General features: G+C 57.3%; 15 protein-coding genes. 12 read left to right on the top strand and 3 right to left on the bottom strand.

Going from position 1 to position 13,449, the window contains the following annotated elements:
• Positions 1 to 40 precede the first annotated feature (40 nt).
• From ACYVM5_RS10660 to ACYVM5_RS10640, 5 genes are all read left to right on the top strand, one after another.
• Positions 41 to 1,057 (top strand): NADH-quinone oxidoreductase subunit G, encoded by a 1,017-nt coding sequence (locus ACYVM5_RS10660; RefSeq protein WP_460618105.1) that lies wholly within the window; start codon positions 41 to 43, stop codon positions 1,055 to 1,057.
• A gap of 122 nt (positions 1,058 to 1,179) precedes the next feature.
• Positions 1,180 to 2,259, top strand: a complete 1,080-nt coding sequence (gene nuoH, locus ACYVM5_RS10655; protein WP_460618104.1) for a complex I subunit 1/NuoH family protein — start codon at positions 1,180 to 1,182, stop codon at positions 2,257 to 2,259.
• Between the two features lie 6 nt (positions 2,260 to 2,265).
• Positions 2,266 to 2,844: a NuoI/complex I 23 kDa subunit family protein gene (locus ACYVM5_RS10650; protein ID WP_460618103.1), complete on the top strand. Its 579-nt coding sequence runs from the start codon at positions 2,266 to 2,268 to the stop codon at positions 2,842 to 2,844.
• An 84-nt stretch (positions 2,845 to 2,928) separates the two neighbouring features.
• Complete coding sequence (locus tag ACYVM5_RS10645) at positions 2,929 to 3,435, top strand: NADH-quinone oxidoreductase subunit J family protein (protein WP_342295879.1); 507 nt, start codon at positions 2,929 to 2,931, stop codon at positions 3,433 to 3,435.
• 213 nt (positions 3,436 to 3,648) lie between these two features.
• Positions 3,649 to 4,599 (top strand): phytanoyl-CoA dioxygenase family protein, encoded by a 951-nt coding sequence (locus ACYVM5_RS10640; RefSeq protein ID WP_460618102.1) that lies wholly within the window; start codon positions 3,649 to 3,651, stop codon positions 4,597 to 4,599.
• Between the two features lie 139 nt (positions 4,600 to 4,738).
• Here ACYVM5_RS10640 and ACYVM5_RS10635 read toward each other — a convergent pair whose 3' ends face one another.
• Positions 4,739 to 4,927 (bottom strand): hypothetical protein, encoded by a 189-nt coding sequence (locus ACYVM5_RS10635; RefSeq protein ID WP_460618101.1) that lies wholly within the window; start codon positions 4,925 to 4,927, stop codon positions 4,739 to 4,741.
• 274 nt (positions 4,928 to 5,201) lie between these two features.
• Between ACYVM5_RS10635 and ACYVM5_RS10630 the strand changes: the two genes are divergently transcribed.
• Positions 5,202 to 5,747, top strand: a complete 546-nt coding sequence (locus ACYVM5_RS10630; RefSeq protein WP_460618100.1) for a hypothetical protein — start codon at positions 5,202 to 5,204, stop codon at positions 5,745 to 5,747.
• Positions 5,748 to 5,811: 64 nt separating this feature from the next.
• Here ACYVM5_RS10630 and aspS read toward each other — a convergent pair whose 3' ends face one another.
• Complete coding sequence (gene aspS, locus ACYVM5_RS10625; RefSeq protein ID WP_460618099.1) at positions 5,812 to 7,575, bottom strand: aspartate--tRNA ligase family protein; 1,764 nt, start codon at positions 7,573 to 7,575, stop codon at positions 5,812 to 5,814.
• Between the two features lie 169 nt (positions 7,576 to 7,744).
• On the opposite strand from aspS, the gene ACYVM5_RS10620 reads away from it, so the two are divergent.
• The 4 genes from ACYVM5_RS10620 (at position 7,745) to ACYVM5_RS10605 (ending at position 9,979) form a co-directional block, all read left to right on the top strand.
• Positions 7,745 to 8,185 (top strand): T9SS type A sorting domain-containing protein, encoded by a 441-nt coding sequence (locus ACYVM5_RS10620; RefSeq protein ID WP_460618098.1) that lies wholly within the window; start codon positions 7,745 to 7,747, stop codon positions 8,183 to 8,185.
• Between the two features lie 72 nt (positions 8,186 to 8,257).
• Complete coding sequence (locus ACYVM5_RS10615) at positions 8,258 to 8,818, top strand: hypothetical protein (protein ID WP_460618097.1); 561 nt, start codon at positions 8,258 to 8,260, stop codon at positions 8,816 to 8,818.
• A 3-nt stretch (positions 8,819 to 8,821) separates the two neighbouring features.
• Complete coding sequence (locus ACYVM5_RS10610; RefSeq protein WP_460618096.1) at positions 8,822 to 9,259, top strand: nucleoside deaminase; 438 nt, start codon at positions 8,822 to 8,824, stop codon at positions 9,257 to 9,259.
• A gap of 105 nt (positions 9,260 to 9,364) precedes the next feature.
• Positions 9,365 to 9,979 (top strand): superoxide dismutase, encoded by a 615-nt coding sequence (locus ACYVM5_RS10605; protein WP_198067266.1) that lies wholly within the window; start codon positions 9,365 to 9,367, stop codon positions 9,977 to 9,979.
• 95 nt (positions 9,980 to 10,074) lie between these two features.
• Here ACYVM5_RS10605 and ACYVM5_RS10600 read toward each other — a convergent pair whose 3' ends face one another.
• Positions 10,075 to 10,551, bottom strand: a complete 477-nt coding sequence (locus ACYVM5_RS10600) for an SMI1/KNR4 family protein (RefSeq protein WP_460618095.1) — start codon at positions 10,549 to 10,551, stop codon at positions 10,075 to 10,077.
• A 295-nt stretch (positions 10,552 to 10,846) separates the two neighbouring features.
• Between ACYVM5_RS10600 and ACYVM5_RS10595 the strand changes: the two genes are divergently transcribed.
• Both ACYVM5_RS10595 and ACYVM5_RS10590 read left to right on the top strand, forming a co-directional pair.
• On the top strand, positions 10,847 to 11,977 hold the full coding sequence (locus tag ACYVM5_RS10595) for an alkene reductase (RefSeq protein ID WP_460618094.1): 1,131 nt from the start codon (positions 10,847 to 10,849) through the stop codon (positions 11,975 to 11,977).
• A gap of 148 nt (positions 11,978 to 12,125) precedes the next feature.
• On the top strand, positions 12,126 to 13,412 hold the full coding sequence (locus ACYVM5_RS10590) for a nucleoside permease (RefSeq protein ID WP_460618093.1): 1,287 nt from the start codon (positions 12,126 to 12,128) through the stop codon (positions 13,410 to 13,412).
• The last annotated feature ends 37 nt before the right edge of the window (positions 13,413 to 13,449 follow it).

Here is a 13,449-nt window from a genome sequence, read left to right as displayed (position 1 = left end):
GATAAGATGCTTCGCAAGCTCAGCATGACAAAACTATCCAATGGCTAAAATAACGTTCGACGGCATTGAGGTGGAAGTTCCGGACGGAACCACCATCCTGAACGCGGCCCGCCAGATTGGCGGTGGCATCGTGCCGCCCGCCATGTGCTACTATACCCCGTTGAAGGGCTCGGGCGGCAAATGCCGCGCTTGTTTGGTGAAGGTTTCGGCTGGCTCGGCCAAGGACCCACGGCCTATGCCCAAGCTGGTGGCCTCGTGCATCACTACGGTGCAGGACGGCATGGTGGTCGAAAACACCATCAACCAGCAGGTGATGGACGTGCGCAAAGGCATCGTGGAGATGCTGCTCATCAACCACCCGCTCGATTGCCCGGTGTGCGACCAGGCCGGCGAGTGCAGCCTGCAGGACTTCGCCTTCGAGCACGGCGTGAGCACCACCCGCTACGAGGAAGAGCGCCGCACCTTCGAGAAAATCGACATCGGCCCGCTCATTCAACTGCACATGACGCGCTGCATCCTGTGCTACCGCTGCGTGTACACCGCCGACCAGCTCACGCCCGAGCGCGTGCACGGCGTGCTGGGCCGCGGCGATGCTTCGGAAATCGGCACCTATATCGAGAATATCATCGACAACGAGTTCAGCGGCAACGTCATCGACGTGTGCCCGGTGGGCGCACTGACCGATAAAACCTTCCGCTTCAAGCAGCGCGTGTGGTTTACGAAACCTGTGGATGCCCACCGCAACTGCACCACCGACAAATGCAACGGTCGCGTAACCCTTTGGTATAAAGGCAAAGACGTACTGCGTGTGACGGCCCGCAAGGATGCCTACGGCGAAGTGAAAGAGTGGATTTGTAACACCTGCCGCTTCGACAAAAAGGAAACGTCGGATTGGGTACTGGAAGGCCCGGCGCACATCAGCCGCGCCTCGGTGATTGCCCAAAACCATTACGAATTGCCGGTGGTGAACCCGCAGGTAATCCAGGATTTGCCCGAAAGCACCACCCGCGAACTGGAACGCAACCCGCCGCTGCGCTTGGGAGGCTTAAACAATTAAAATCGCCTGTCATGCTGACGAAGGAAGCATCTTATTACCGCTGCTTTCGTCAGAAATAACTAATTAACTAGCTGCATGAACGTGATAAGATGCTTCACTTCGTTCAGCATGACATATAGAATATGACTCTCCCCGCTCTGGGCTGGCAAGGCCTCGTCGTTCTGGCAACCTTCGGCATTTCGCTGCTGATTGCCACGTATTGCACCTACGCCGAGCGCGTAATCGCCGCATTCCTGCAGGACCGGGTGGGCCCGGACCGCGCTGGTCCGTTCGGCCTGCTCCAGCCGCTGGCCGATGCCGTAAAGCTCTTCACCAAGGAAGAATTCTTTCCCGCCGGGGCCAATAGGGCGCTATTTGTGTTCGGCCCCTGCCTGGCCATGGTCACGGCCCTGATGTCGTCGGCGGTTATTCCGTTCGGCAACTTCCTGCAATTCGGTGACACCATCGTGCATTTGCAGGGCATCGAAATCAACGTGGGGATGCTTTACGTGTTCGGCATTGTGTCGCTGGGCGTGTACGGTATTATGATTGGCGGCTGGGCCTCGAACAACAAGTTTTCGCTGCTAGGCGCCATCCGCGCCGCTTCGCAAAATATTAGCTACGAACTGGCGATGGGCCTGGCCCTGATTGCCGTCCTGATGATGTCGGGCACGCTGTCGCTGCGCGAAATCACGCTGCAGCAGTCGGTAGCTGGCGAATGGCACTTCTGGAACATTGCCCGGCAGCCGCTGGGTTTTGTCATCTTCATCGTCTGCGCTTTCGCCGAGACGAACCGCACGCCTTTCGACTTGCCGGAGTGCGAAACTGAGCTTATCGGCGGCTACCACACCGAGTATAGCTCCATGAAAATGGGCCTGTACCTGTTCGCTGAATACATCAACGTGTTTGTGGCTTCGGCTGTGATGAGCGTGCTGTACTTCGGTGGCTTCAACTTCCCTTTCCAGTACGAGCTGCGCGATTGGTTCGTATCGAGCCGCGGCCTGGAGTTGGTGACGGCTCAGAACATCATTACCATCCTCGGGCTGGTGGGTTTGTTTGCCAAAATATTCGGCTTTATTTTCTTCTTCATGTGGGTGCGCTGGACGCTCCCGCGCTTCCGCTACGACCAGCTGATGCGCCTGGGCTGGACCATCCTCATCCCCCTGGCTATTTTCAACATCTTGCTCACGGGCGGCCTGATTACGTTCGGCGTAATTAAATAACGACTTATGGAATCCTTAAGCAAACGCGCCAAAGTTCTCGAAAAGAAGCCCATGACCCTGGCCGAGCGGGCTTACCTGCCGGCTATTTTCCAAGGCTTATCGATTACGATGCAGCACTTTTTTCGGGCGGCGACCAAGAAGCAGGTCACCATTCGCTACCCCGAAGAGACGCGCCCCTTCTCCCCTGTTTTCCGCGGCCTACACGTGCTGAAGCGCGACGAAGTCGGCCGTGAGCGTTGCACGGCCTGCGGCCTCTGCGCCGTGGCCTGCCCCGCCGAAGCCATTACGATGGTGGCCGGTGAGCGCAAGAAGGGCGAAGAAGGCCTCTACCGCGAGGAGAAATACGCGGTGAGCTACGAAATCAACATGCTGCGCTGCATCTTCTGCGGCCTGTGCGAAGAAGCCTGCCCGAAAGCGGCCGTGTACCTGCAAGCCGATAAAATGGCCCCGCCGCGCTTCGAGCGCGACGAGTTCATTTACGGCAAGGACCGGCTGGTGGAGCCTGTGACGCCGGATAACCGTTCGAAGCGCGGCATTCAGCTCACGCCCGAGCAAGCCGATAAGCTGCGCTCGCAACTTGCATAATGTAGCGCGGACTTTTAGTCCGCGACCGGCATTTCTTCTTTTATCATTGCCCCACTCGCGGACTAAAAGTCCGCGCTACTGCTTATGTCCCTCTTCCTATTTCTCTCGTTCGTGGCCCTGCTGAGTGCATTGGGCGTGGTGCTAGCCAAAAACCCGGTGCACAGCGTTCTGTTTCTCATTCTCACGTTCTTCACGCTTTCGGGGCACTACCTGTTGCTGAACGCGCAGTTTCTGGCGGCCGTGAACATCATCGTGTACGCCGGCGCCATTATGGTGCTGTTTCTGTTCGTGATTATGTTCCTGAACCTGAACGAGGACACTGAGCCCCACAAACCTGCCCTGGCCAAGTTTGCGGCCGCCATCGCCGGGGGGTCGCTGCTGCTGATTCTGGTAGCCGCGCTTCGCAACGTGAGCCCCGCCGGCTACGACCCCACCAGCTTCGATTCGCAGATTGGCATGGTTGACCGCCTGGGCATGGTGCTGTTCAAGGAATACGCGCTGCCGTTCGAGCTGGCTTCCATACTGCTGCTGGCCGCCATGGTGGGCTCGGTGATGCTGGGCAAACGCGAAACGGGCGAGCGAAACTTCTAGATTGAATGATTTGAAACGGAAAGCGGCAACTGAAATTCAGTTGCCGCTTTTTTTGTGTTCCGCTGTAATTTGCCATAGCTCGGCCAAGTGCAGCGTTTGGGTTCACTTTTTATCAGGATTTTAAAGCATATGGAAGCGCAGATTGACTTTGCTCCGTCAGTGGAAACCGGGAAAATTGGGGTGATGCATTTAAAGCGTTTCTGGGCGCAGTCTTTGGCCAAGCGCAATGGCGTATTCATCGAGCAAACCGAGAAAAGCTGGCGCTTTGATAACCTGCTGCTCAACGGCCTTGGTTTGCCGATTGAGGAAACCATGCGCTATTTGATGCAATCGGTGCCGAGCTTTGCGGAGTTTGAAAACTGGGTTCTGGCAAAAAACAACGGGCAGACTGACACGTTGCAAATCGAACGTCTCAACAGCATTATTTCCAATCAACCTTATCCGGAAAGGCTGATTGCGAATTTGCGCGAAATTGAGGAAGCTGAAGACGTACTCAGCGCTGAGGATTTGGCCTTCTGGGCTGAACATGGCTATGTAATTCTTCGCGCAGCCGTTTCGAAAGAACAGGCCCGGGCCACCGAAGAGGCCGTGTGGGAAATTTTGGGCATGGACCCTGGCGACCCCGCCACTTGGTATGAAAAGCCCATTGGCAAGGGCATTATGATGGATTTTTACCACCATCCAACCCTGCTCGAAAACCGTCAATCGAAGCGGATTCAGAAAGCTTTTGCCCAGCTATGGCAAACGGCCGACCTCTGGAAAACCACCGACCGCACCAGCTTCAACCCGCCCGAAACTGCTGCCTACCAGCATCAGGGCACGCCCCTGCATTGGGACATGAGCCTGGAGCCGCCACTGCGCTTTGGCACCCAGGGCCTGCTGTACCTCTGCGACACGCCGGCCGAGCAGGGCGCTTTCCGCTGCGTGCCAGGCTTCCACCGCCAGTTGGAGCACTGGCTGGCGGCGCTGCCTGCCGGCACCGACCCGCGCCGGGTGAATCTGGACGCGTTGGCCGCGCCAATTGCGGCCGAAGCCGGCGATTTTATTATCTGGCACCACGCCCTGCCGCATGGCAGCAGCCCAAACCACGGTACTTACCCACGCATCGTACAATACCTCAATATGTACCCGGTCGAGTTCAAGGAAAATATGGCTTGGTTGTAATTAGGCGGCAGAATAAATGGTCGCGTTATGTTCTTGAACAGCAATGCCGAACCCAGTTAGGTTCGGCATTGCTGTTTGCGTTAAATTTTAATTTACGAAGCTTATTAATCGAATAGAATAGCTGGAAATAATGCCGTAATTAATTGTAAGAAATAGCAGTAGCACTCGTATTCACCTGTGCGATAACCGTGGAGCGAATGGGCGTGGACCGGTAGGTGGGCACCCGCATCTTGTGCATCGGCGAAGCGACCAGCTGTACTTGCATCAGGGAAGCAGCAAGGGCGCTCCAGAACAGAAAAACGGCGGCGAAGATGTACAGCTTGGACATATGACGAGTGGTTAAGTTGTTAACTGATACAAACCTACTCGGTGAATTCAGGGCTGGGGTTGCCTCTTCGCTTAGCCAGGCTCGTAGCCCGTCGAACTGGGGGTTTTACGGCCCTAACATATCGGCGCTTTCTCATTGCCAATAAAAAAGCGGCAACTGAAGTATCAGTCGCCGCTTCCGTTTCTACCGTTTCTTTTCGCCTCTGCGATGAGCGGTGCGGGCAAGGCTGAGCAATGTGCTTCGGATGCTTTGCCAACGGCACATATATTTGGCTATGGGTGCTCTTTTGTTTCTGTTTTACTTCGCTATTGCAGTTGCCATTGCGGGACCATTTGTGTTCTCCTTAGCGTTCTACAAATGGTGGCAGAAACGAAACTTACGTGCGACTGTATTTTTAATCCTTGCTGGGGTGCTTTTGCCATACAGCTATTTGGTTTACGACGCATTTTATCCGTCGGATAGCTTCTATAAAGAGGAATTTGTAAAGCTTACCAATTTTCCTTTTCCAGCTACTGGCAACATCACTAAGAAATCCGCATCTTACCCTGACATACATGGTGATTATGCAGCTTGCGCCCAAATTGAGGTTTCACGAACAGAATATGATGGGTTATTAGAGCACTTCGCAAACAACCCATCTTATGCTTATGACAGCACCACCTTTATTGGATGCGAAGAATTCTATTGGGTCACCAATAACATCGATAAGAACGAATATGTGAGGCGATTTGCAACAGGTGATGTTGTTACAGGAGCTTATGTTTTCGTCGGTTTCCTGAGTGATAAAAAAACAATCATTGTGTATCGCGTCAGTAGTTAATAGAAAGCAAAAAGCGGCGACTGATATTTCAGTCGCCGCTTCCGTTTCTGACGATTCAAAAAATCTACTTTGCTACTACCGCCGTGGCGATGCTCAGTTCCTTGAGCTGCACGTCCGAAATCGGCGAGGGCGAGTCAATCATTACGTCGCGACCGGAGTTATTTTTCGGGAAGGCGATGAAGTCGCGGATGGAATCGGAGCCGCCGAAGAGGCTGCAGAGACGGTCGAAGCCGAAGGCGAGGCCGCCGTGGGGCGGCGCGCCGTACTCGAAGGCATCGAGCAGGAAGCCGAACTGGGCCTGGGCTTCTTCGGGGGTGAAGCCGAGTAGCGAGAACATGCGGGCCTGCACGGCGCGGTCGTGGATACGGATGGAGCCGCCGCCGATTTCCACGCCGTTTATCACGAGGTCGTAGGCGTTGGCGCGCGTCTGGCCGATAGTGGCTGGGTTGTCGAGTAGGGCCAGGTCCTCGGGCTTGGGCGAGGTGAAAGGGTGGTGCATGGCGAAGTGGCGGTTTTCCTCTTCGCTGAATTCGAGCAGCGGGAAATCAATCACCCACAGCGGTGAGAACGAGTTGGGGTCGCGCAGGCCGAGGCGGCGGCCCATTTCGAGGCGCAGCTCGCTCATGGCTTTGCGGGTTTTGGCTTCGGGGCCGGCCAGCAGCAGGAGGAGGTCGCCGGGGTTGGCGTTGAAGGCGGCCTTCCACTTCTGCAATTCTTCCTGCGAGTAAAACTTGTCGACCGAGGATTTCACCTGGCCGTCGCCCTCCACGCGGGCGTAGACGAGGCCGGTGGCCCCGATTTGCGGGCGCTTCACCCACTCGGTCAACTCGTCGATTTGCTTGCGGGTGTAGGCGGCGCAGGTGGCCGCGTTGATGCCCAGCACCAGCTCGGCGCTGTCAAAGACGGGGAAGCCCTGGCCTTTCACGGTGTCAGTGAGGTTGGCGAACTTCATCTCGAAGCGGGTGTCGGGCTTGTCGTTGCCGTAGTCGCGCATGGCGTCGGCGTAGGTCATGCGGGGCACGGTGGGGAAATCGAGGTTTTTGATTTCCTTGAACAGGTAGCGCACCAGGCCCTCGAACATGTCGAGGATGTCTTCCTGGGTCACGAAGGCCATTTCGCAGTCAATCTGCGTGAATTCGGGCTGGCGGTCGGCGCGCAGGTCTTCGTCGCGGAAGCACTTCACAATCTGAAAATAACGGTCGAAACCCGACACCATAAGCAGCTGCTTGAACGTCTGGGGCGACTGCGGCAGGGCGTAGAATTCGCCGGGGTTCATGCGCGAGGGAACCACGAAGTCGCGCGCGCCTTCGGGCGTGCTCTTGATGAGCACCGGGGTTTCCACTTCGATGAAGTCCTGGCCATCGAGGTAGCGGCGCACAGCCTGGGCCATTTTGTGGCGCAGCATAAGGTTGTTGCGCACCGGGGTGCGGCGCAGGTCGAGGTAGCGGAACTTCATCCGCAGGTCGTCGCCGCCGTCGGTGTCGTCTTCGATGAGGAAGGGCGGCAGCTTGGCGGGGTTCAGGATTTCAACCTTCTCGGGGCGAATTTCGATACCGCCGGTTGGCATTTTATCGTTTTTGGAGTAGCGCTCGGCCACTTTGCCGGTCACGCTCAGCACGAACTCGCGGCCGAGCTGGCGGGCGGTTTCGCGCACGGCTTCGGCCTCCACGCCTTCCTCCAGGGTCACTTGGGTGAGGCCGTACCGGTCGCGCAGGTCAATCCAGAGGATGGCGCCTTTGTCGCGGGTGCGCTGCACCCAGCCGCAAAGGGTGACGGTTTGGCCGATGTGTTCGGGGCGGAGTTCGCCGCAGGTGTGGGTACGTAGCATGGACCGCAGATTTAACGGATTCTAACTGATTTAACGGATTATTGAGGTTCCGCTTTTTTCTGCGAAGGTAGCCACTGGGCCGCCGGGGCGAAACCCAAACTTTGGTACGGAGTATGCAAAGGGCGTTAGCAACTGCGTTCCTTTGTCTTCTCAATCCCTTCAACCCCCAATGAAATTCCTCCCCTCTTTCGCGCTGGCTGCCGCTTTGTTGTTCGCCGGCTCCGCGCAGGCCCAAACCAAAATCAAGACCAAAACCAAGTCCGACGCCACGGGCATGGAGATTAAATCGAAGGGTACGGCCGGTGCCGTCACGCTCGATGGCCCCATCAAGCGCATCGAAACGCTGTCGGGCATCGACGTTTTCCCCAAGCCAAACTCGACCGATATTCTGCTCAGCTTCACCCAGCAGTTCACCAAGCCCGGCACGCTGGTGATGACCGACTACAAGAACAAGGTGATGTACCAGACCGAGCTGGACCCCGCCAACAACACCGGCGCGCCGGTGAACCTGGGCAAGATTCCGGCCGGCACCTACCTGGTGGAGGCCAAAACCGGCAACTATGTGTACTGGAAGAAGGTGCGCATTAAGTACCCCACCATTCGGCGCTAACCGATGCCTTAGCAGTGCCCCGGCCCCAAAAGCCGGGGCACTACTTTTATGCCCTCATCGTTGCTCTTTGCCATGAAATTTACATTTGCCTCGCTCCTGCTGCTGTTTTTTGGCCTCACGGCCTTCGCGCCCAAGCCTAAGCTCACCACCGTGAAGCTGGCCTCGAGCCTGAGCGTGGGCGTGCCGGTGGGCTTTGCCCCGCTGCCCGACGACGGCATTGCCGTGAAATATCCCTCGCCGCGCAAGCCGCTGGCCGTGTTTTCCAACCCCAGCGGGCGCGTCGATTACAGCGTAGCCGTGCGCCCCACCACCTTCGAAAGCTTCGATTACGGCGTGCTGATTAAGATTTACAAGTCCAGCATTCAGCGCCTTTATACCAAGGTTGACTTCATCAAGGAAGATATTCGGACCGTGAACGGGCGCGATTTCATCTATTTCGAATTTGTGTCGACGGTGGCCGACAGCAAGCGCACCGGCAGCCAACTGGCCCCCATCAAACGCTACCAGACGGTGCAATACGCCATTGAGGGCACGCAATTGTACGTCTTCACCTTTGTGGCCCCGGCCGAGGAGCAGGCGCAGTGGCAGCCCACGGCCCAGGCCGTGATGGGCGCTATTGTGATGAAGAAATAAGCCGTGCCGGTTACCGATGACTATTTTATGGCCCAGGCGCTGGCCGAGGCCGAAAAAGCCTTTGCCGCCGATGAAATTCCCATCGGGGCCGTGGTCGTGTTCGAAAACCAGATAATCGGGCGGGGCTACAACCAGACCGAGCGCCTGCGCGACGTGACCGCCCACGCCGAAATGCTGGCCCTTACCGCTGCCGCCAACTACCTCGGCAATAAATACCTGGCCGACTGCACCCTCTACGTCACCATCGAGCCGTGCGTGATGTGCGCCGGGGCCAGCTATTGGGCCCAGGTAAAAGCCGTGGTGTTCGGGGCCGACGAGCCGAAAGTGGGCTTCCGGCGGCACGGGGCACTGTTGCACCCGCGCACCAAGCTGCGCGGCGGCGTGCGAGCCGAAGAATGTGCGGCCCTGATGCGTAAATTTTTCAGTTTGAAGAGGAAATAATCTACATTTGACCTTCCCGATAAAACGGCCGCAACCATGCACCGAGCCGGCTGTTTTATTCCTGCTCAATAATCTTACTCACCACCACCCAAACACTCAGTAATTATGGCTTTCGAACTCCCGAAACTTCCGTACGCTTACGATGCCCTCGAACCCACGTTTGACGCGCAAACCATGGAAATCCACCACAGCAAGCACCACCAGGCTTATGTGACCAACCTGAACGCGGCCATCGCGGGCACGGAGATGGAAAACCAGTCCATCGAGGAAATCCTGCACAACATTGCCAAGGCCCCGGCGGCCGTGCGCAACAACGGCGGCGGCCACTACAACCACTCGCTGTGGTGGACCATCCTGTCGCCCAACGGCGGCGGGCAGCCCACCGGCGCGGTAGGCGAAGCCATCAACAAGGCTTTCGGTACCTACGACAAGTTCAAGGAAGAATTCACCAAAGCCGCCACCACGCGCTTCGGCTCGGGCTGGGCCTGGCTGTGCAAGCAGCCCGACGGCTCGGTACAAATCTGCTCGACCCCGAACCAGGACAACCCGCTGATGCCTGAAACCGGCTGCAAAGGCATGCCCATCCTCGGCCTCGACGTGTGGGAGCACGCTTATTACCTGAAATACCAGAACCGCCGCCCCGACTACGTGGCCGCCTTCTTCAACCTCATCAATTGGGATGAAGTGAACAAGCGCTTTGCCGCTGCTTACGCCGCGTAGTTTCGGTAGCGTTTCAAGCTGCAAAAAGGCCCGTCTCCGGTTAGAGGCGGGCCTTTTTTTGTGGGTTTTGGGATTACTGTTTGGATGCCCGCAACTTACTCTTCCACGGAATCGCCATCGACCAAACCCGCGAGGAATGCCCCAAAATTATCGGCGAGTTGTACATCCTGTTCCATCTCCGTGTCAATCCAGGCCACACTTGGAATTGGCCCCTTGCGATAATCTAGGGTAATAAACCAGTGTCCGTCCCCGCTAAGCAACACTTGCTTTTTCGGCAGTCCCCATTCTTGAGTCATGTACTCTGTATCCAAGATGCTTACCGGGCTGTGGTCACTGGGAAGGACAAGGCCAAAGAGTTCATCGAAGGGAACATGCGTTTCTGACCAAGAAGTCGCCTTTGTAGTAAGAAAAGCGAATCCCCTCGTGTAGCCTCCATTCTGCTGTTTCAGCAAGGCTAATAGTTCATGAGGAAGCTGTACCCCGAGCGTTTGTTCTGCTTGTTGTACGAATTCATCGCTAAGCGGGGGCGCTTTCGGAGATGCTGGGTCCCAGAAGGTAGTTAAATCAATCATTACGGGGCTCGAATGCTGAGATGGAATAGGGTAAAGTAAGTCCTCTTTTTCCCAAACCCGTTCCCAAAACTGCTCAAGCCGCTTAATGTGTCTGTTTGATTCTCGGAAACACATTGCCTAGGCAAAGCACCCGAAACACCAACCGGCGGCGCGCTTCTGAAACGGCCCACCTTCCCGAAAAATAAGATTTTGCGGGAACGGCAACCAGTCGAAAACAATTCGTGTACGTACCTGCTTTATCACCGCGTTTCATCAAACCCGGCGACTCACGCACGACGCCACTTAAATCGACCTCATGTCAAGCAAAGCCTTTGAGCCCGCCAAACTGGGCAACCTCACCCTCGCCAACCACCTCGTAATGGCCCCCATGACGCGCAGCCGCGCCCTGGGCAACGTGCCCAACGAGCTGATGGCCGAGTACTACCGCCAGCGCGCCACCGCCGGCCTCATCATCACCGAAGGCGTTTCGCCCTCGGCCGATGGCCTGGGCTACGCCCGTATTCCCGGCCTGTTCAATGCCGAGCACGTTACCAACTGGCAGCGCATCACCGAAACCGTGCACCACCACGGCGGCCACATTTTCGTGCAACTGATGCACGCCGGCCGCATTTTCCACCCCCTCAACCTGCCCGAAGGTGCCGAAGGCATCGCTCCCTCGGCCGTAGCCGCCCAAGGCCAGATGTGGACCGACCAGCAGCAGATGCAGGACCAGCCCACGCCCCGCGCCCTGCGTTCTGACGAGCTTGCCCGCGTGCGCGACGAGTACGTGCACAGCGCCAAACTGGCCCTCGAAGCCGGTTTCGATGGCGTGGAGCTACACGGCGCCAACGGCTACCTGCTCGAGCAGTTCCTGAACCCTGCCAGCAACCAGCGCACCGACGAGTACGGCGGCAGCATCCAGAACCGCGCCCGCTTCGTGCTCGAAGTAACCAAAGCCGTGGCCGAAGCCATTGGCAAGGAGCGCACCGGCATCCGCCTTTCGCCATGGGGCGTATTCAACGACCAGCCGAACTACCCCGAAATCGACGAGACCTACGCCTACCTGGCCGAGGAGCTCCAGAAAATCGGCGTGGTGTACCTGCACCTCGTCGACCACCAGAGCATGGGCGCGCCCGCTGTGCCGGCCCAGGTAGTGCCGCTCATCCGCGGCAAGTTCACTAATACACTCATCCTGAGCGGCGGCTACACCACCGTGGCCCAGATTGACACCGCCCTCGCCGGTCCGGCCGACCTCATCGCCATCGGCCGCCCCTTTATCTCGAACCCCGACTTGGTGGAGCGCCTCGAAAAAGGCCTGCCCCTGGCCGAAGCCGACCAAGCTACTTTCTACGCCCCCGGTCCCAACGGTTTCGCCGACGGCTACACCGACTACCCCACGGCCGACGGCCAGCCCGCTGGCACGTTCTCGCCCACCTACGAGGCGTAAAACACCCCTCAACGGCTAATTAAGGCCCCTGCGAAGCTTGCCCCTCACCGGGCGCTTCGCAGGGGCTTTTTTATTTATCTTTGACGGTCGTGGCTCGTGCGCCGCGCCTGCATCTGTCTTATCCCACCCTCTTTTGCCCCGTTCCCGCATGAATACGAAGTTGCGCCTTACTGTCCTGAGTTTCCTCCAGTTCTTCATCTGGGGCTCGTGGCTGATTACGATTGGCGCTTATTGGTTTCAAACAAAGCAATGGTCAGGTGCCCAGTTTGGCGCCATTTTCTCCACCATGGGTATTGCTTCCATCTTCATGCCCTCGCTCATGGGCATTGTGGCCGATAAGTACGTGAACGCCGAAAAGCTCTACGGCGTGCTGCACATCCTGGGCGGCCTCGTGCTCTGCGCCATTCCGCAGGTAACGGACCCCGGCACGTTCTTCTGGGTTATCCTGCTGAACATGATTTTCTACATGCCCACGCTGGCACTGTCCATTGCTGTATCCTATTCTATTCTGAAACGGCAGGGGCTCGACGTGGTGAAGGATTACCCGCCCATCCGCGTGTGGGGCACCATCGGCTTCATCGTGGCCATGTGGACGGTGAGCCTGCTCGGCTTCGAGAAATCGGCCAGCCAGTTCTACGTGGCCGCTGGCGCGGCTATTCTGCTGGGCATCTACTCGTTCACGCTACCCGCCTGCCCGCCGCAGTCGGCCAACACCTCCAGCCAGAACCTGGCCGAAATCCTCGGCCTCAAGTCGTTTGCTATTCTGCGCGACCGCAAAATGCTCACCTTCTTTCTTTTCGCCCTTCTGCTGGGTGCCGCCCTCCAGCTCACCAACGCCTACGGCGACACCTTCCTGCACGATTTCGACAAGAATCCGGCCTACCAGGAAACCCTGACGGTGAAGTATCCGGCCATCATCATGTCCATCTCGCAGATTTCGGAAACGCTGTTCATTCTCGCCATTCCGTTCTTCCTGCGCCGTTTCGGCATCAAGCAGGTGATGCTCTTCAGCATGATTGCCTGGGTGTTGCGCTTCGGCCTGTTTGCCTACGGCAACCCCGGCCAGGGCCTCTGGATGATTATTCTCTCGTGCATCGTGTACGGCATGGCCTTCGATTTCTTCAACATCTCGGGCTCCCTGTTCGTCGAAACCCAGACGCAGCCCAGCATCCGGGCCAGCGCCCAGGGCTTGTTTATGATGATGACCAACGGCTTCGGGGCCGTACTCGGTAGCTCGCTCAGCGGCCTCATCATCCAGCACTACTTCACCGATGCCAACGGGGTGAAGGATTGGCACAGCATCTGGCTCACGTTTGCGGGCTACTCGCTGGTTATTGCCGTGTTGTTCGTGTTTATTTTCAAACACAAGCACACCACCCAGCCGGTAGAAGATTCTTCGCACGTCGAGCCGCTGCTCTCCGTTGAGCAGGCCTAAGTAAGCTCAACAATACAAGATTGGTATAAAAACAGTC

This window comes from Hymenobacter ruber, assembly GCF_054783255.1.
Note: the sequence above shows the minus strand (reverse complement) of the source record. Positions and strands in the feature narration are given on the sequence as shown.